This is a genomic window from Allosphingosinicella sp. (genome assembly GCF_035626655.1).
Taxonomy (GTDB): Bacteria; Pseudomonadota; Alphaproteobacteria; order Sphingomonadales; family Sphingomonadaceae; genus Allosphingosinicella.
Genome location: NZ_DASPNF010000010.1, coordinates 341,933 through 357,289, shown reverse-complemented (window position 1 = coordinate 357,289; position 15,357 = coordinate 341,933). Strand labels below are relative to the sequence as shown.

General features: G+C 71.4%; 22 protein-coding genes. 1 reads left to right on the top strand and 21 read right to left on the bottom strand.

The genetic code is table 11. The features are described from left to right. From VEC11_RS10210 to VEC11_RS10190, 5 genes are read right to left on the bottom strand one after another with little or no spacing between them, the layout of a single operon-like run. A complete protein-coding gene (locus tag VEC11_RS10210) occupies positions 1-2,232 on the bottom strand; it encodes a DUF2460 domain-containing protein (protein WP_464131216.1) in 2,232 nt (743 codons plus the stop codon). 38 nt (positions 2,233-2,270) lie between these two features. Further along, positions 2,271-2,843 (bottom strand): tail tape measure protein, encoded by a 573-nt coding sequence (locus VEC11_RS10205; protein WP_464130636.1) that lies wholly within the window; start codon positions 2,841-2,843, stop codon positions 2,271-2,273. Then, positions 2,833-3,024: a phage tail assembly chaperone gene (locus tag VEC11_RS10200; protein ID WP_464130635.1), complete on the bottom strand. Its 192-nt coding sequence runs from the start codon at positions 3,022-3,024 to the stop codon at positions 2,833-2,835. The genes VEC11_RS10205 and VEC11_RS10200 overlap by 11 nt, the downstream gene beginning before the upstream one ends. Further along, entirely contained in the window at positions 3,017-3,334 is a 318-nt protein-coding gene (locus tag VEC11_RS10195; RefSeq protein ID WP_464130634.1) for a gene transfer agent family protein, read from the bottom strand. The genes VEC11_RS10200 and VEC11_RS10195 overlap by 8 nt, the downstream gene beginning before the upstream one ends. Continuing rightward, positions 3,331-3,738 carry a phage major tail protein, TP901-1 family gene (locus tag VEC11_RS10190; protein WP_464130633.1) on the bottom strand — a complete coding sequence of 136 codons (408 nt, stop codon included), beginning with the start codon at positions 3,736-3,738 and terminating at the stop codon, positions 3,331-3,333. Before VEC11_RS10190 ends, VEC11_RS10195 begins: the two co-directional genes overlap by 4 nt. A 48-nt stretch (positions 3,739-3,786) precedes the next feature. On the opposite strand from VEC11_RS10190, the gene VEC11_RS10185 reads away from it, so the two are divergent. After that, positions 3,787-4,251, top strand: coding sequence for a hypothetical protein (locus tag VEC11_RS10185; protein WP_464130632.1), 465 nt, complete (start codon positions 3,787-3,789; stop codon positions 4,249-4,251). Here VEC11_RS10185 and gp17 read toward each other — a convergent pair. The 16 genes from gp17 to VEC11_RS10105 all read right to left on the bottom strand — a co-directional run bounded on the left by gp17 (position 4,248) and on the right by VEC11_RS10105 (position 15,282). Beyond that, positions 4,248-4,634, bottom strand: coding sequence for a tail completion protein gp17 (gp17, locus tag VEC11_RS10180; protein ID WP_464130631.1), 387 nt, complete (start codon positions 4,632-4,634; stop codon positions 4,248-4,250). The two genes, VEC11_RS10185 and gp17, sit on opposite strands and share 4 nt — an antisense overlap. Further along, complete coding sequence (locus VEC11_RS10175; RefSeq protein WP_464130630.1) at positions 4,631-4,846, bottom strand: hypothetical protein; 216 nt, start codon at positions 4,844-4,846, stop codon at positions 4,631-4,633. The genes gp17 and VEC11_RS10175 overlap by 4 nt, the downstream gene beginning before the upstream one ends. 9 nt (positions 4,847-4,855) lie before the next feature. Next, positions 4,856-5,398, bottom strand: coding sequence for a head-tail connector protein (locus VEC11_RS10170; RefSeq protein ID WP_464130629.1), 543 nt, complete (start codon positions 5,396-5,398; stop codon positions 4,856-4,858). After that, positions 5,398-5,676, bottom strand: a complete 279-nt coding sequence (locus VEC11_RS10165) for a phage fiber-tail adaptor protein (RefSeq protein ID WP_464130628.1) — start codon at positions 5,674-5,676, stop codon at positions 5,398-5,400. The genes VEC11_RS10170 and VEC11_RS10165 overlap by 1 nt, the downstream gene beginning before the upstream one ends. A gap of 16 nt (positions 5,677-5,692) precedes the next feature. Continuing rightward, positions 5,693-5,884: a hypothetical protein gene (locus tag VEC11_RS10160; protein WP_464130627.1), complete on the bottom strand. Its 192-nt coding sequence runs from the start codon at positions 5,882-5,884 to the stop codon at positions 5,693-5,695. Continuing rightward, positions 5,884-6,624, bottom strand: a complete 741-nt coding sequence (locus VEC11_RS10155; protein WP_464130626.1) for a hypothetical protein — start codon at positions 6,622-6,624, stop codon at positions 5,884-5,886. The genes VEC11_RS10160 and VEC11_RS10155 overlap by 1 nt, the downstream gene beginning before the upstream one ends. Before the next feature lie 9 nt (positions 6,625-6,633). Beyond that, positions 6,634-7,794, bottom strand: a complete 1,161-nt coding sequence (locus VEC11_RS10150; protein WP_464131213.1) for a phage major capsid protein — start codon at positions 7,792-7,794, stop codon at positions 6,634-6,636. A gap of 59 nt (positions 7,795-7,853) precedes the next feature. Continuing rightward, a complete protein-coding gene (locus VEC11_RS10145; RefSeq protein ID WP_464130625.1) occupies positions 7,854-8,258 on the bottom strand; it encodes an HK97 family phage prohead protease in 405 nt (134 codons plus the stop codon). Next, entirely contained in the window at positions 8,255-8,560 is a 306-nt protein-coding gene (locus VEC11_RS10140; protein WP_464130624.1) for a DUF6127 family protein, read from the bottom strand. The genes VEC11_RS10145 and VEC11_RS10140 overlap by 4 nt, the downstream gene beginning before the upstream one ends. Next, positions 8,557-9,681 (bottom strand): phage portal protein, encoded by a 1,125-nt coding sequence (locus VEC11_RS10135; protein ID WP_464130623.1) that lies wholly within the window; start codon positions 9,679-9,681, stop codon positions 8,557-8,559. The genes VEC11_RS10140 and VEC11_RS10135 overlap by 4 nt, the downstream gene beginning before the upstream one ends. A gap of 18 nt (positions 9,682-9,699) precedes the next feature. After that, positions 9,700-10,086, bottom strand: a complete 387-nt coding sequence (locus VEC11_RS10130) for a hypothetical protein (protein WP_464130622.1) — start codon at positions 10,084-10,086, stop codon at positions 9,700-9,702. Between the two features lie 9 nt (positions 10,087-10,095). Continuing rightward, on the bottom strand, positions 10,096-11,412 hold the full coding sequence (locus tag VEC11_RS10125; protein WP_464130621.1) for a DNA-packaging protein: 1,317 nt from the start codon (positions 11,410-11,412) through the stop codon (positions 10,096-10,098). Further along, positions 11,409-11,915: a hypothetical protein gene (locus tag VEC11_RS10120; RefSeq protein WP_464130620.1), complete on the bottom strand. Its 507-nt coding sequence runs from the start codon at positions 11,913-11,915 to the stop codon at positions 11,409-11,411. Before VEC11_RS10120 ends, VEC11_RS10125 begins: the two co-directional genes overlap by 4 nt. Positions 11,916-12,080: 165 nt before the next feature. Beyond that, positions 12,081-13,457, bottom strand: coding sequence for a chromate efflux transporter (gene chrA / locus VEC11_RS10115; RefSeq protein ID WP_464130619.1), 1,377 nt, complete (start codon positions 13,455-13,457; stop codon positions 12,081-12,083). Beyond that, positions 13,454-14,470 carry an ornithine cyclodeaminase family protein gene (locus VEC11_RS10110; protein ID WP_464130618.1) on the bottom strand — a complete coding sequence of 339 codons (1,017 nt, stop codon included), beginning with the start codon at positions 14,468-14,470 and terminating at the stop codon, positions 13,454-13,456. The genes chrA and VEC11_RS10110 overlap by 4 nt, the downstream gene beginning before the upstream one ends. After that, on the bottom strand, positions 14,467-15,282 hold the full coding sequence (locus VEC11_RS10105; protein ID WP_464130617.1) for a chromate resistance protein ChrB domain-containing protein: 816 nt from the start codon (positions 15,280-15,282) through the stop codon (positions 14,467-14,469). Before VEC11_RS10105 ends, VEC11_RS10110 begins: the two co-directional genes overlap by 4 nt. Positions 15,283-15,357 lie beyond the last annotated feature (75 nt).

Here is a 15,357-nt window from a genome sequence, read left to right as displayed (position 1 = left end):
CTATTCCCGGATCTCGATCAGGGGAACGGAGGGCGCCTCGCCGGCCATGAAGGTCGTGCGATTGAGGCTCAGCCGGTCCTCGGCAAAGCGGACGGGCACGTCGAAGCGATAGCCGGCGCGTATCACGGCGCCTTCGGCCGGCGGCACAGCGAATGCGATCACCCCTTTGTCGGCGAGCGTCCAGCCGCTCTCCAGCGCCTCGCCGTCCACCGACACGAGCACCGTCCCCGGCACCGGCCGCGTGATCCGCCGCGCCTGTGCGCCATAATGTTTGACCAGCGGAAAGTCGGTCCGCACGCCGTCGCCCTCGCCGAGCGATTGGTCTATCGCCGCGGGCGCGCCCGTCATCCCGTTCGAGCTGTGGTCGAAGGGATCCTGCAGCCGGAAGCCGACCGCCGCGCCCCGTCGCGCCCGGAAGAAGGCGAGCAGCGCCTGCAGGTCCGTCTCGCTCCTCACCCCCGGCCCGGCATCGAAGCTGAGCCGCGCGTCCGCCCATTCGGCATTGCGCTGCTCCATGCCGCCCGCCGTGGTCACGATCGCGGTGCGGAAGGCCGGCTCGACCGCCACCTCCCGGCCGAGCGCGAGCGGAAACGATAGATCGTCGAAGGCGTTCATCTCGATCTCCCCGATCCGGAAGTGCACGAAGCCGTCGCGGAGCACCTGCGGCAGCGCCCAGGCGAACACCGCCGCCGTCCCGCGCGAGGTCGCCAGGTCCGCCGCCGCCGCGATCCGCGGCCAGAGCGCACCCGCGTCGCCCGGTTCCCGAACGAAGCCCGCGAAATAATGCTGGTCCGCGACGGGATAGCCGAGCCGATCCGCCATCGCTTCCGCGGCCGCTCCGGTCGCACCGGTGCCGCCCGCGGCCACCCATTCATAATCCTCGAGCTGCAGCACATCGAAGGCCGGGGCCGCCCAGCCGAGCGGCACATTGGCCCGCTTCACCTCAATGCCGTCGAGCACGCTCGGCAGGTAGACGAGCAGCAGGCATTCTGCCGCCGGCGCCTCCTCCCGCACCGCGGCGCAGAGCGCGGCGGTCGAGGCCGCCAGCACCGCGCCGGCCGAGTCGAGCGTCGCCCGCTGGGCCGCGTCCAGCGCGGCACGCACGTCGGCAATCGGGACTGGCGCGAAAGCAGCCACTGCCGCCGCATCGTACAGGCAGATTCGCCCCTCCGGCATCACCCACCACCAGGGCTCGCCGACCTGGAACCGGACCGGCTGTCCCGCGGTCACGGCCAGCCCGACGAATGCCCGCGCCACATCTTGCAGCCAGGCCATCGCCGCGTCACTGGCCGGCGAAAGCAAGGCCGAAGGCGGCTCCCACCCGGTCAGCGCCGGGTCGCCATTTTCCGCCCTTTGCTTCCATTCCTCAGGGCAATGCGCGTCGAGCAATTCGTAGCTGAGCGAGAGGATCACGCCGAAGCCGATCGCCTCCGCCCGCGCCAGGAAGTCCGCGTGCCAGGCCGCGCAGGGCCCGTTCAGCCCGCCGGTGACGAGCCCCTCCGCATCCACGCGGAAATAGTGGCTCATCCCCACATAATGATTGATCAGCGCCCGGTAGCCGAGCCGCAGCGCATTGTGCAGCACCCGGGCCGGGGTCAGATGATAGAGATCGTCATAGCCGGTCGCGATCCTCAACTGATGCCCGGGCACGATCGCATCGCCGATGCCCAGCACGGAGCCGGAGCCGTCGCAGGTGATCTCGCTGAGCTCGGCCCAGCCCTCGGCCGGCGCATCCAGCGCCGCATCGCTCGCATCGTAACCGGGCGCGACCAATGAGACGAACAACCGGTCGACATCGCCGGCCCAGACGGGATCCTCCATCTCCCAGCCACCCGCCAGCGCGTCGAAGTCCAGGCTGATTGCGGCATCTTCCGGACCGCCCTCCGCATAGTTCCAGAGCCGCACGAACCAGCTCCGCGCCGCGCCCGCTTCGTCCCGCCCCTCGATCGTCAGCGTCGGCCCGTGCACCGCGTCCAGCGGCTTCAGCCCGGCCGACCGCCAGCGGAAGCGAAGCTGGCAATGCCGGAAGTCCCGCCGCGTCTCATAGGCCAGCAGCGCATGGTCCCACCGGTCCTCCGCCTCCCAGATCAAGCCGGCCAGCTCGTCCTTCCGATAGAACAGCGTCTCGACCCTGAGCGCCTGCGGGCCGGTGGTGACCGCCGAGGCCATCATCGGCCGCGGGAAATTGACGCTCCAGTAGCGGGCATCGAAGCGCTTCACCGTCCCGAGCATCTTCGCGCTGCCCGGCGGCGCCAGCCAGTGTCCCACGCTCAATCCTCCGCGCGCAGCAAGGCCTGCCGCACCGCCCGCGCCACCTGCCGCCCCGACGCCTTCAGCGCCTGCGCCTCGCCGGCCGCCGGCGCGTTGATCGTGATGCTGAGCCGCACGTCCCGCCCGCCGCTCGCGCGCTGCGTCTCGATCCGGCCGCTCGCCGTCGGCACGAACAGCTCCGGCCCGCGCTCGCCGACCAGATAGGCCCGCCCCGGCGAGACAGGGCCGCCGATCGCCTTGCCCGGCGCGCCGAGCAGAGTGGTGAACAGGCTGCCCAGGTTGGTGATCAGGCCGCCCATGCCGCCCTTCCAGAACAGGCTGTCGAAGCCGCCCCGGATCGCCGCGCCGGCGATCTCCGCCATCGCCGACAGCGCCACGCGCCGCAGATCCTCGAAGCCGAGCTTGCCCGTCCTGAGCGCGCGGACCAGCGCATTCTCCAGCATCCGTCCCGCCTGGTCGGCGCCGGCGGCGAACGGCCCGGCCAGCTCCGCCTTCATCGCCGCCACGTCGCGCGCGAACATCTGCGTGTCCGCGCGCACCGATACCAGCAAGGTCTCGATCTCATCCGCCATCGGGAAATCTCTCCTCGAGCCGCGCGAGCTCGTCTCTCGTCATCGGCGCCGGCCCGCCGCCCGCGAGCGCGGCCAGGACCGCCGCCAGCTCAGCCGGCGTCGCCTGCCAGAATTCCTCGGGCCGCCAGCCGAGCACGGCGCCCGCCAGACCGGCGAGCCGGGCCGCGGCCTCGCTAAACACGCCCCTGCAGGATCTGCCCGAGCAGGACGCGCAGCGCCGGCGCCGCCCTGGCGAGGCCGGTTTCCGCGATCGCCTGGCCAATCCGCTCCCGCGTCACCCCGTCCGGCCGCTCGGCCGCGCAATGGAAGAAGAGGCTCGCCATCTCGCCGATCCCGAGCTGTCCTTCCGCCGCCCGCTCGACCAAACCGAAGAGCGGCCCGAGCTCCGCTTCCGCCTCGATCAATGCTGCAAAGCTCGGGCGCAGCAAAAGCGGCGCCCCGCCGACCATGATCATGGCCTCGCCGCGGGCCGGATTGGCGCTCCTGCTCATGCCGCCACGACCGCGCCGGAGCTCTCCAGGTTCAGCGCATAGGTGCGCTCGCCATTGTGGTCGCCCGCATAATCGAGCCGGGTGATCAGGAAGCGGCCGCGCATCGTCTCGCCGCTCTCGAAGCTGAGCTCGTAATCGTCGATCAGCCCGGCCAGCGCATTGGTCTTCAGCCGCGCCTCGGCCGCGGAGCCGGTGAAGATGCCGCTGCCTGCCACGGACACCGACCGGACCCCGGCCCCGGAAAGCAATTCGCGCCAGCCGCCGCTGTCCTTGCTGGTGACGTTCACGCCCTCGCCGTTGACCGAGAGCTGGGTCGTGCGCATGCCGGCGACCGTCGCATAATCCGGCGGGTCGCCGCCGTCCCCGACCTTCAGCAAAAAGGCGCTTCCTTTTTCCGCGCTCATGCCGCATTCTCCTTATTCTTGAGACTCTTGGATGGATGGGAAATCGACATGATTTCATCTGTTCTCGCCGTCGCCATGGCTGCCTGGATGCAGCCCGCCGACACGACCCGCGCCAGCCGCGAGGCCTTTACCGGCTGCCTCCGAACCTATGTTGATCGCGCGCAGCAAAACCGCATGACGGCGGCCGACTTCCAGGCGGCCTATCCGCAGCAATGCACGGCGCAGCAGACCGCCTATCGCACGGCGATCATCGCCCGCGAGCGGGCGTCGCGCATGAGCCAGGCGGATTCCGAGGAATCGGCCACTATGGAGATCGACGACGCCCGGACGAACTTCGCCGAGCGTTTCGAACCTGCGTCCGGCACCGCGACCGCCGCCGCCTCACCGCCAGCAACTGCGCCCGCGACCACGCCGACGGCCACGGCGACTCAAGCCGCCGCCACCACGCCGGCGACAACGCCCTCGGCGACGCCCGCCGCGACTCCGGCGGCGCAGACGACGCCGCCGCGCTAGGCCTTCAGCAGCCGCGCGCGATACTCGATTGCTGCAGTCCATGCTGCGCCCGTCTCGCGCAGCATCGAGCCGCGCAGGAAGACCAGGTTGACCAGCCGCCAGCCGGGCAGATCGGGCCCGATGCCGCCGGCTGCGGCCTCCGCCGCCGCCGCCAGGCCGCGCAACCGCGACGGCCGTTCGCCCTGGTCGCGGAGCAGGATCGAAAGCCGCAGCTCGCGGCCGATACCGCTCTTGTGGCTCCAGTCGCTTTCCGGCCCCGCCTCGACCGTCGCATAGGGAAAGGCAGCGCTCAGCGGCGTTCCGTCATAGACCCCGTTCAGCCCCTCCACCGTCCGCAATACCGTGAGCGCCGCCTCGGCCAGCGCCTGCCCCGCCCCGCTCATTTCAGCAGCCCCGCGATCGTCCAGCGAAGGCTGGCGTCGAGCACGATCCGCTGGCCCAGCCCGGGGCCGGAGAGCAGCACGCCCTCTTCGGTCGGTTCGACGAGAATGTCGCGCGGCAGGAGCTCGCGCAGCTGCGCCGCAAGCGCCGCCTTCCTCTCGCCGGCGCGCATTTCCGCGGCCCGCGCCGCGCGGGCCTCCAGTCGTTCGAACATGTCCGGATCCTATTTGAGCCGCAGCCGCCGCCACGGCCGCCAGAGCGCGGTTACCGCGGCGGGCACCTCGACCTCGCCGGTTTCGCCGCGCCGCAGATAATATTGCGCGGCCAGCCTGACGACGCCGTGCCGCAGCATCTCCGGCACGCCGTTCCAGTCGGCCGCCATGCCGACCCGATAGGCCACGCGCAGCCGCTGCGTGTCGGCCGCAGCAAGCAGCCGCACCCAGCCTTCGCCGCCGGCATCGATCTCCGCCGCATAATTCCCTGCAGCCAGCGCCGTCGCCTCGCCCGCCTCGTCGATCGCCGCGACGCCGTCGATGCTGCGCACCGGTCCGGCGTTGAGCCGGATGCGGGCGGTGGAGGCCGCCACCATTTCCTCCACCGCCCGCTCGATCAGCGCCCGCCCCGTAAAGGCCTCGCAGAGATCCGCCGCCGCCCGCACCAGGCCGGCAAGCAGCGCATCCTCGTCGCTGACCGAAATTCTCAGGAACGCCTTCACCTCCGCCAGGGCGACGGGCAGCGGCGGCGTCTCGCTCGCGACGGCGCCCATCACCGCGGCTCCACGCGCAGCGTGATCGAGCGGACGTCGGTCGTCCCGTCCGAGAAGGTCACCCGGTTCGAGACCGTATAGCTGTGGCCGGTCAGCCCGCCCGCGAGCCGCGCCGCGGAGCGGCCGGGCTCGAAGCTGGTCTCCTCGGCCGCGATCCCGCCCGCCTCGTCCGGCTCCACCGTCCAGAGGCTCGCCTCGATCGTCTGGCCGTCCAGGTAGGGCGACCAGTCGATCGCATAATCCACCCGCGCATGCGGGTCCTTGAGATAGAAGCTCATCTGCTGTGGTCCTTGGTCAGGGCCGCGTCGCTGTTGCCGGCCCGGTCGGCGCCGCGCTGGCGCCCGTCTCATCCTCGACGCGCATTGCCGCGGCCCGCCCCCAGGCGGGGACCGGCGCCTCGGCGAGCCGCGTCCGCCCCGGCTCGCTGCCGAGCAGGCCGAACCCGTCGCGCGCCAGCGGCCTCGCCGCGATCGGCCGGCCCAGCATCAGGTCGGGCCGATCAGGCCGTGGGTGATGAGGTCGTCGATCAGCGCCTTCACGCGCTGCGCGAGCTGCGCCGTGGTCACCGTCGAACTGTCGAACGTCGCGCGCGAGACCGCACCGGTCGCCGCGCTCCAGCCCGGCACCCGGTTGCCGACCACCTTCACGCCGTCCACCCGGTAGGCCCCGCCCACATCGGCATTGCCGGTAACCGCCAGGCTGCCCAGCCCGCTCGCGGTGCCGCCGGTGATCGCCACCGCGCTCGCCGACTGGGTCGCCATCGAGCCGAGGCCCAGATTGGTCCGCGCCGCCGCCGCGCTCGACGCGCCGGTGCCGCCATGGCTGATCGCGAGGTCGTTGCCGAGGCTGAGCTCGCTGACCGAGACCGGACCGGCGAAGGCGGCGCCGGCCAGGTCGGCCTTGGTCGCGAGCGCCGTCTCCAGCCCCGCGAACCAGGCCGAGGCCACGGTCAGCGCCACCGTCTTGAGGCCCGTCGAGAACGCCACTGCGGCCCCGCCGGCCGACGAGGCGAGCGGGGTGCGCACTAGCGCGCCGCCGCCCAGCTCGCCCTCGCCCGTCTCCCACTCCTCCGGATGCGTGACGCCGAGCACTGCATAGTGAAAACGCATGCCCGGCGGCACCAGGTCGAAGCCGCGATGCCCCGGCAACGGGTCGCCAAGCAACAGGCTGCCCGCGCCCGTATCATGGCACGCCACCCGCACCAGATCGGCGAAGAACAGGGCCATGACCGCCTCCTAGGCCGCGAACTTCAGCAGCTTGATCGCTTCCGAGTTCATCACCTGCCCGCCGACCCGCTTGGTCGCGTAGAAATGGACGAAGGGCTTGTTGGTGAAGGGGTCGCGCAGGATCTGCGTCTCCGCCCGCTCGGCGATCAGATAGCCGGCCTTGAAATTGCCGAAGGCGATGGCGAGCGCATCCGCGGCCACGTCCGGCATGTCCTCGGCCTCGACGACCGGATAGCCGAGCAGCGTATCGGGCTGGCCGGATACCAGTCCCGGTTGCCAGATGAACGCCCCGTCCGTGGTCTTGAACTTGCGGATCCGCGCCGCGGTCGCCGAGTTCATCACGAACACCGCGCCCTGCCGGTAGGGCGGGCGCAGCGCCTGGACGAGGTCGATGAGCTTGTCCTGCGGATTGCTCGCCGGGAAGCCGCCGTCCACGCCGGTCTCCAGATATTGCAGGGTTCCGAAATCGCGGTCGCCGTCCGCCTCGTCGCTGTTCGGCGCGGCGAGGAAGCCCTTCGGCTTGTTCGTCCCGTTGCCCGAGACGAACGCCGCGCCTTCCGCCCGCGCGAACTCGGTCGCGATCTCGTTCGCCAGCCAGGCCTCGACGTCGAACGCCGCATCGTCGAGCATCGCCTGGCTCGCCGCCGGATTGGCGTAGAGCTCGCCGAAGGGCGGCGCGATCTCGTTGAACAGGGGCGTGTCCGTCTCCGGCCGCGCCGCCGTCTCCGCGACCCAGCCGCTTTCCGTTCCGCCCGTCGTGACCAGCTTGCGATAGCCGGCAGTGCCGACCTTCACGACATTGGCGATCGCCCGGATCGGCGAGATCGCGGTCAATGCTCGCTCGATCTCCGCGTCGATCTCCTGCGGCACCGCATAGCCGCCGGCGGCGTCGGTCGCGCCGCTCACCGCCTTCAGCTCGACCCCGGCTTCCAGGCCCTTGCGGAGATAGCGCTCGACGAAGGGCGAGGCCTCCGCCTTCGCCCCCGACAGCGCCGGCCGCGCGCCCGCAATCGCCTGCGCGTCCACCCGCGCCTTCAGCGCCGCCACCTCGCCGCGCAAGGCCGCAACCTCCTCATCCTCCCGCTCGAGCGCCTCGAACGACGCCTCCAGCGCATCCGTCTTCACTTCCAGCATCTCCGTCTCCTCGGTTGAATTTTGCGCACAGCACATCGCCACCCGGTTGCTCTCCAGGCGCCAAAGCGTCTCTCAATCTCTGGATTTGCGACCGGCTAAGGTCTCTCCGCTTCCTCCAGCGCGTGCACCCGCGCCTTGGGCTGCATCGGGAAGGTCACCAGGCTCACCTCCACCAGTTCCACCGCCTTCAACTCCCGCGGCCCCTCGCCCGTCGCTTCGCGCACGCGGTAGCCGAAGCTCAGCCCGCGCACCGTCCCTTCCTTCAGCAGGGCCGCCGCCTCGCGCCCCGCGGCGCCGTCCGACAGCCGTCCGATCACGCGCAGCCCGCGCCGGTCCTCCTCAAGATAGTCGATCCGCCCGATCGGCCGCCCCGGCGCATGCTGCCAAAGCAGCGGCACCGCCCAGCCCCGTTTCAGCGAGGCCGCGAACGCCCCCGGCCGCACCACGTCGCCGCCCCGGTCGGGCCGGTCGAAGATTGCCGCATAGCCCGCGAACCTCATCGCCCGATCCAGCCCATCTTTACCGCCATGCCGGCGACGAGAAGCGCCAGCAGGATCCGCACCGTCCAGGCGACGATCGCCTTCCAGGCCGAGCGCTTGGCGTCCCGCCAGGCCCGCAGCAATTCGCGCAGATCGTCCATGTCGCGCCGCGCATGCTCGTCCTTCAGCCCGAGCGCAGCGAGCGCCCGCTCGGCCCCGGCCCCGCTCGCCTCCTCGATCAAAGCGCGCAGGGTAACCATGTCCGCGCCCTGCCGCTCCGCCTGGGCGAGCAGCAGCGCGAGCGTCGCATTGTGATCGGTCATGCCGCCGCTCCTTCCGGCCGCGGTGCGAAGCCCAGCATCTCCCTTTTCTCCGCGTCGGTCAGGAACTTCGCGGCGTTCAGCTGTCGCCAGAGCCGTTCGCGCTCCCCGGCCAGCGCGCCGACCTGATCCACGTCGACCTGCAATTTCAACCCCGGCCACCAGGCCGCCAGCGCATCCGAGACCGCGCGCAATATCCGGTCCGCCATCGGCAGCACCGCCTGCCGCCACAAGGCCCGGTTCGCCTCGCGATAATTGGCATAGGTCACGTCGCTCGGCAGGCCGAGCAGCAGGGGCGGCACGCCGAACGCCAGGGCGATCTCCCGCGCCGCCCCGGCCTTCAGCCCGATGAAGTCCATGTCCGCCGGCGTCAGGCTCATCGCCTGCCAGCGAAGCCCGCCCTCGAGCAGCAGCGGCCGCCCGGCATTGTCCGCGCCCGAAAATTGCGCCTCCATCTCCGCGCGCAGCCTGTCATATTGCTCGCCCGACAGCGCCGCCCCGTCGCCCGGATCGTAGACCAGGGCGCCCGACGGCCGCGCCGCGTTGTCGAGCAGCGCCTTGTTCCAGCGCGCCGCGGCATTGTGCACCGCGATCGCGCCCGCCGCCGCCGCAAGGCAGCCCAGCCCATAATGGTCGTCGAGCGGGTGCGCCGCCCTGACGTGCACCACGCCCGGCCGGCCGAGCCCGTCGCGCGCCGCGATCCGGCGCTTCGCCTCGCCGACCTTGTAGCAATAGGCCGCCGGCCAGCCCGCCCCGTCCGCCTCGACGGTCACCCGCTCGGGCCGCAGCGCATAGAGTTCCGCGGGCTGCCCCTCCGCGTCCTGCAGCACCTGCATGAAGGCATTGCCGTGCAGCAGCAAATAGGTCGCCGCTTCCTCGAGCAGGTGCGGGCTCAGCAGCGCCCCCGCGTCCGGCCGCGCCTCATTGGCGAAGACCGGCGCCCAGGCGATGCTCTCCGCCACCAGCCGCACGCATCTCTGCGCCACCGGATTCTGGAGATAGGCCTCGCGCACCTGCGCCTCGTAGGAACGCGGCCAGGGCTCCGCGGCGAACGCATGCCGCCAGCCCGCCAACAAAAAAGGCCGCCCGATCGCCCGGGCGGCCTTGCGACCGAACCATTTCATGTCTCTCTCCGAAAAGTGTCAGCCGGTCTCCGGCCCGAACAGCAGCCGCGCCACCGGCCGGGTCAGCGCCCAGAGCAGACCCCAGGCCGCGCCCACGATGAGCGCGCCCGGCACCAGCGCCACGATCTCGCCCCAGCTCTTGTCCGACAATTGCATGAACGGCAGCGCCAGCACCGCCGTCGCCCCCGGCCCCGCCGCATAGATAAGCGCGCCGCGCCCGCGCCGGTCCAGCCCGCGCTCCAGCGGCGCCAGCAGCAGCGCCGACACCAGGGCACCCGGCACGAGGATCGCGAGCAGGTAATAAAGCAGCAGCCACATCTCCGGATTGCCCGACCAGGCCACGACCGCCGCCAGCCCGGCCAGCACGATCGCGAACTGCAGGATGATTCGCACCAGCACCCGCATCGACCGCCCCTACAACCCCCTGACCCTCGGCTTCCTTAGCTTCCCCAGCAGCAATTCCGCCAGCGCCCAGACCATCGCGTCCGCCCGGTCCGGGCTCCGCCCCGGCCCCTCATAAGAGTCCAGAGTGATCCCGCAGAGCTCGTCCTCCAGTTCGGGAAACGCCCCGGCGAACTTCGCCCGCCCGGTCTCGAACTGCGCCGCCACCGGCTCCGCCCGCCGGCCCTTGCCGAACCGCGCCCGCACCGCCCGCACCGGCAGTGCGACGTCCACGCTCCTCAGCACGCTCGCCACCATCTCCCCGCCCTGGTTGGTCTCGACGACCACCCGGTCCGCCGCCCACGCCACCGCTGCCGCGGCCACTTCGCGCGCCCAGCCTTCGGGCGAGAGCCCGCGCACCGAGCGATCGTCGAGCACATAGCCAAGCCCGTCCCCGCCGAGCCCGCAAACCACGATCCCGCACGCATCCCCCTCCGCCGAGGCCGGCGGATCGACGCCGATCAGGATGCGCTTCAGTTCGCCGGGCGCCGGCGCCCGGCATTGTTCGATCAGCGCCCGCGTCCAGAGCGCCCCCGCCACGTCCTCGATCAGCTCGCCGTCCAGCTCCTGCCGGCCGAAGCGGGTGCCGCGATATTCCGCCTCCATCGCCGCCCGGAAATCCGCAGGCGTCGCCAGATTGTCCGCGGTCCGCCCGCGCACCACGATCACCTTCTCGTCCGCGACCAGCCTGCGCAGCAGCGCGATCGGCCGCGGCGTCGTGGTGATCAGCGCCCGCGCCCCGGCGCTGCCGCGCAGGCCGAGCATCAGATTCCGCCAGGTCGCTTCCGGATGGCACCATTTCGCCAGCTCGTCGCACCAGGCGAAATCATGCTCCGGCCCGCGCAGCCCGTCCGGATTGGCGCCGGAATAGACCTGGGCGGTCGCGCCGCTGGCGAACTCCACCAGCCCGCGCGTCGAATAGAAGATCACATCCTCCGCCGCCCGCGCCACCGCGAACAGACCGCTCGTCCCGCGGATCATGACCCGCTCGACCTCGGCCGGCGTCGCGCCGACCAAAGCGAAGCGCGCCGCCGGCCGCTCCCGCGCCAGCGCGCTCACCCATTCCGCCCCGGCCCGGGTCTTGCCGAAGCCGCGCCCCGCCAGCATCAGCCAGACGCGCCACTCGCCGGGCGGCGCCATCTGGCCGTCATGCGCCCAGTGCGGCCAGTGCTCGACCACCGTCCTCAGCTCGGGGACCGTCAGCTGCCGCGCGAAAAAGCGATGATCCTCCTCGTCATAATCGTCCGCCAGTTCGTGGAGCAGCGCGATCAGCCTCTGCTCGGCATTCATGCGGCGGGGCGTGCCGCCCGGCGGCGCTTCATCATGCCCATCAGTTTCACGAATGTCTCGACGAGCTCGTCCTTGCTGACGCTCCTGGGCCGCGGCCCGCCCCGCCGTCCGCGTGCCTCCTTCTTCGCGCGCCGGAAGCTGAGATAGGCCAGCGCCACCTGCGGGTCGAAATTCTCGAGCGGCGCCTCGGCAGGTTCGCCATCCTCCCGCCGGGGCGGCAGCTTGCCGCCGGTCTGGGCGAACAAGGCGACCCTGGCTTCCAGGCTTCTCTCGAATTCTTCCTCGGCCGCGTCCATCTGCGCCGCGAACGCGACGTCGACCGCGCGCAGATTGCCGGCGGCCCGTGCGCTCTTGCCCGCCGCGGCGGCGGCAGCGGACTGGTCCCCGGTGATCCGGTAATGGTCGATGAAAGTCGCGATGTCGCGCCTGGTCCAGCCGTCGCTGCGCCGCTTGCGCAGTCGCCCGGTCTTCCTCGACAGATATTCGTCCCGCTCCTCAGCCATCGTCCGACTCCCGTGCCTCAGCCCAAACGGAAACGGGCCCCGCAGAGGGGCCCGTCTCTCCCGGCGAAGACCGGGGTCCGAATCAGCTACATTTGTCCAGCTTGTGATAATAGTGCCATATCAGCGCGACGCTGTCAAGCATTTTTAACCGATACGGTACACTCTCTAGATTGCGCCCCGCGCCGCCGCCCAGGCGATGCCGGCAAGCCCGCAGCCGAGAAGCGTCCACAGCGCGCCGACGCGAAAGCGGAAGATGGCCAGGCATGCCGCGGCAGTCAGGACCAAAGCCGGCAGGTTCAGGCTCCCCGGCACCGGCAGGTCGAACGCGACCGGCCCCCAGGCGACCGCCTGCGTCGCCCCGAACAGGCTGTGGAGCGCAAACCACAGGGCGAGGTTCAGGATCACCCCGACGATCGATGCGCTGATCGCGGTGAGCGCGGCGGAGACGGCGCGGTTCGCCCGGATGCGCTCCGCAAACGGTGCCCCGAGGAAGATCCAGAGGAAGCACGGTACGAAGGTCACCCAGGTGGTGAGCATGCCGCCCAGCGTGCCCGCCAGCATCGGGTCGAGCCCCGCCGCCTGCCGCGACGCGCCCATGAAGCCGACGAACTGGGTCACCATGATCAGCGGCCCGGGCGTGGTCTCCGCCATGCCGAGCCCGTCCAGCATCTCGCCCGGCTGCAGCCAGCCGAAGCCGCCGACCGCCTCCTGCGCCACATAAGCGAGCACCGCATAGGCGCCGCCGAACGTGACCACCGCCATTTGCGAGAAGAACAGGCCGATCTCGCTGTACACATGGTCCGGCCCGAGCAAAGCGAGCAGCAGCACGACCGGCGCCAGCCAGAGCAGGAGCAGGATCGTCGATACGGGCAGCGTCGAGCGGAGGCCCGCGCGCGCATGGGCGGGGATCTCGTCGCCGAGCAGGGTGACGACCTCCTCTTCCCCGCCTGGGCTTGCCGGCCCGTGCCCCGCGGCGGCGAAGGCCCGGGCGCCGGCCCGGCTCGCCAGCCAGCCGATCAGCCCGGCGGTCAGCACGATGACCGGAAAGGGCAGGCCGAAGAAGAAGATGGCGACGAACGCTGTCGCCGCCAGCGCCTGCAGCGCCGCATTCTTCAGCGTCCGGCCGCCGATCCGCCGCACCGCGTCGAGGACGATGGCGAGCACCGCCGCCTTCAGCCCGAAGAAGAGCGCCGCCACCGCCCCCACATTGCCGTACAGGGCGTAAAGCCAGGACAAAGCCATGATCGCGACGAAGCCCGGCAGCACGAACAGGGCGCCGGCGATCAGCCCCCCCTTCGTCCGGTGCATCAGCCAGCCGATATAGGTGGCGAGCTGCTGCGCCTCGGGCCCCGGCAGCAGCATGCAATAGTTGAGCGCATGCAGGAAGCGCGCCTCCGACAGCCAGCGTTTCTCCTCGACGATGATCCGGTGCATCACCGCGATCTGCCCGGCCGGCCCGCCGAAGCTCAAAGCCGCGACCCGCGCCCATGTCCACACGGCCTCCGCCAGGGGCACGCCATGGCCGGGTGGCGGGCCGGTCATGCCGCCGCCAGATCGATCGACGGCAGCCCCTCCCGCCGGCACGCCCGCTGATAGAGAAGAGCGGCCGCCGCGGCATCCTGCAGGCCGGTGCCAGTGGAATCGAACAAGGTGATCTGGTCCGGCGCCGTGCGCCCCGGCGTGCGGCCGGCGACCAGGTCGCCGAGCTCGCCATGGACGGCCGCCCGGGTCATCGCGCCGGCCATGATGGCATGGTGCAGGTCCCCCATCACCTCGCACTGGTCCAGCCGGTCGGCGACGACCCGCGCGCCGGCCATCAGATCGGGCGCGATCTCGCTCTTGCCCGGGCTGTCCGCGCCGACCGCGGCAATGAAGGTGCCGGGCGCGACCGAGCTCCGGTCCAGGAACGGAAGCGTGGCCGTCGTGCAGGTGACGATCAGGTCGCACCGGCGCGCGGCCTCGAAGTCGGCCACCGCCTCGATGGTCACGCCTGCGACAGCCCGCCCCGCCAGCGCCCGGGCCCGTTCCGGAACCCGATCGAGCGCATAGACGCGCCGAACCGGCAGCACCTCCCGCATTGCCTCGAGATGCGCCGCCCCCTGCTCGCCGCAGCCGCAGAGGAAGAGGCACCCGGCCTCCGCCCGCGCCAGATAGCGCGCGGCAAGCGCACTGGCGGCGGCCGTCCGCCGCAGCGTGACCTCCGCCGAGTCCATGATCGCGAGCAGGCTCCCGGTCTCGCCGTCGCAGAGCAGGATCGCGCCCTGGATGGTCGGCAGGCCGCGCAGCGCCGGGTTTGCCGGGAAATTGCCGTTGAGCTTGAGGGCGACGAACAGCCGCCCCTCATGCGCGATCGCCGCGCCCTTGGCGTGAAAGGCGCCCGCCCGGCCCTCGATCGTCATCGGCGCCGGTGCCGCGCCCGTCCCCTCCGCCGCCGCCCGAAAGGCCGCTTCCGCCGCCGCCAGCCAGTCGCCCGGCCCCATCAGCGCACCGATCTCCCGCCGGGACAGCAGGATCGCTGCGGAAGCCGGGCGCCCTCCCCCGAGGGCGGCGCTCACGCCTTCACCCGGGCTTTGGGCGAATGGGAGACCCAGTCGTGCGTCTCGTCGACCGCGTCGCGGCACCAGCGGAACAGCGCGTCATAGACGATCATCCCGGCCTCGAGCTGCTCCAGGTCGTCCGCATGCATGCGCGACAGGCCGAGCGAGACGGCGAGCAGGCCGGCCGCCTGCGGCGCGAGCTCGGGCCGGGCCGTGTCGGCGCCGCGAACGATCGTCGCCAGCCGGGACAGCGCCGGCATCCCCGACAGCCCCAGTTCCGCGATCATCGTGTCGAAGCTGCACTGGTCTCCGCGGTGGCTCCAGAACACGCCGTCCACGTCGAACGGCGCCGCGTCCAGCCGCTCGCCGACCGCCGGGACCTCGTTCGGCGCGACGAACAGGAAGATGCCGGCGGGATCGACGAAGCGGCGGATCAGCCAGGGACAGGCGATCCGGTCCACCTTCGGCCTTGCGCGAGTCACCCAGCGCGTCCGGCCGCCGGCATCGCGCGGCGGCAGCACCGCCTCGCGGACCAGCGGCAGGCCCGCAGCCGCCCAGGCGGCCATGCCGCCCTCGAGGATTTCCGCCCTGATCCCGGCCTGGCGGAGCCAGGCGGCGATGGCGGGGCTCGCTTCGGCGCCGTCTCGGCAAATGACGATCGCCGAAGGCGCGGCGATCACGTCGGCCCAGTCCGAAACCCGGTGGGCGTCCCGCCGCCGGGCGCCGGGAATGAAGTCGCCCGACTCGGTGAGATCGATGAGCGCCGGGCAGGCAGGCGTGCCGATCAGGCGGGCGAGCTTGTCGGGGGTGATGGCGTTGATCGTGGGCATGGAGCGTCCTTTCAAACCGGAGGACGCGATGCTTCAGCCTGTCGCCTCATGGGGAGATCGCATTCCCCATGAGGC

Coding starts and splice junctions, on each gene's coding strand:
- VEC11_RS10210 (WP_464131216.1), bottom strand. CDS start 2,232: ATGCTCGGGACGGTGAAGCGCTTCGATGCCCGCTACTGGAGCGTCAAT.
- VEC11_RS10205 (WP_464130636.1), bottom strand. CDS start 2,843: ATGGCGGATGAGATCGAGACCTTGCTGGTATCGGTGCGCGCGGACACG.
- VEC11_RS10195 (WP_464130634.1), bottom strand. CDS start 3,334: ATGAGCAGGAGCGCCAATCCGGCCCGCGGCGAGGCCATGATCATGGTC.
- VEC11_RS10190 (WP_464130633.1), bottom strand. CDS start 3,738: ATGAGCGCGGAAAAAGGAAGCGCCTTTTTGCTGAAGGTCGGGGACGGC.
- VEC11_RS10185 (WP_464130632.1), top strand. CDS start 3,787: ATGATTTCATCTGTTCTCGCCGTCGCCATGGCTGCCTGGATGCAGCCC.
- gp17 (WP_464130631.1), bottom strand. CDS start 4,634: ATGAGCGGGGCGGGGCAGGCGCTGGCCGAGGCGGCGCTCACGGTATTG.
- VEC11_RS10175 (WP_464130630.1), bottom strand. CDS start 4,846: ATGTTCGAACGACTGGAGGCCCGCGCGGCGCGGGCCGCGGAAATGCGC.
- VEC11_RS10170 (WP_464130629.1), bottom strand. CDS start 5,398: ATGGGCGCCGTCGCGAGCGAGACGCCGCCGCTGCCCGTCGCCCTGGCG.
- VEC11_RS10165 (WP_464130628.1), bottom strand. CDS start 5,676: ATGAGCTTCTATCTCAAGGACCCGCATGCGCGGGTGGATTATGCGATC.
- VEC11_RS10160 (WP_464130627.1), bottom strand. CDS start 5,884: ATGCTGGGCCGGCCGATCGCGGCGAGGCCGCTGGCGCGCGACGGGTTC.
- VEC11_RS10155 (WP_464130626.1), bottom strand. CDS start 6,624: ATGGCCCTGTTCTTCGCCGATCTGGTGCGGGTGGCGTGCCATGATACG.
- VEC11_RS10150 (WP_464131213.1), bottom strand. CDS start 7,794: ATGTGCTGTGCGCAAAATTCAACCGAGGAGACGGAGATGCTGGAAGTG.
- VEC11_RS10145 (WP_464130625.1), bottom strand. CDS start 8,258: ATGAGGTTCGCGGGCTATGCGGCAATCTTCGACCGGCCCGACCGGGGC.
- VEC11_RS10140 (WP_464130624.1), bottom strand. CDS start 8,560: ATGACCGATCACAATGCGACGCTCGCGCTGCTGCTCGCCCAGGCGGAG.
- VEC11_RS10135 (WP_464130623.1), bottom strand. CDS start 9,681: ATGAAATGGTTCGGTCGCAAGGCCGCCCGGGCGATCGGGCGGCCTTTT.
- VEC11_RS10130 (WP_464130622.1), bottom strand. CDS start 10,086: ATGCGGGTGCTGGTGCGAATCATCCTGCAGTTCGCGATCGTGCTGGCC.
- VEC11_RS10125 (WP_464130621.1), bottom strand. CDS start 11,412: ATGAATGCCGAGCAGAGGCTGATCGCGCTGCTCCACGAACTGGCGGAC.
- VEC11_RS10120 (WP_464130620.1), bottom strand. CDS start 11,915: ATGGCTGAGGAGCGGGACGAATATCTGTCGAGGAAGACCGGGCGACTG.
- chrA (WP_464130619.1), bottom strand. CDS start 13,457: ATGACCGGCCCGCCACCCGGCCATGGCGTGCCCCTGGCGGAGGCCGTG.
- VEC11_RS10105 (WP_464130617.1), bottom strand. CDS start 15,282: ATGCCCACGATCAACGCCATCACCCCCGACAAGCTCGCCCGCCTGATC.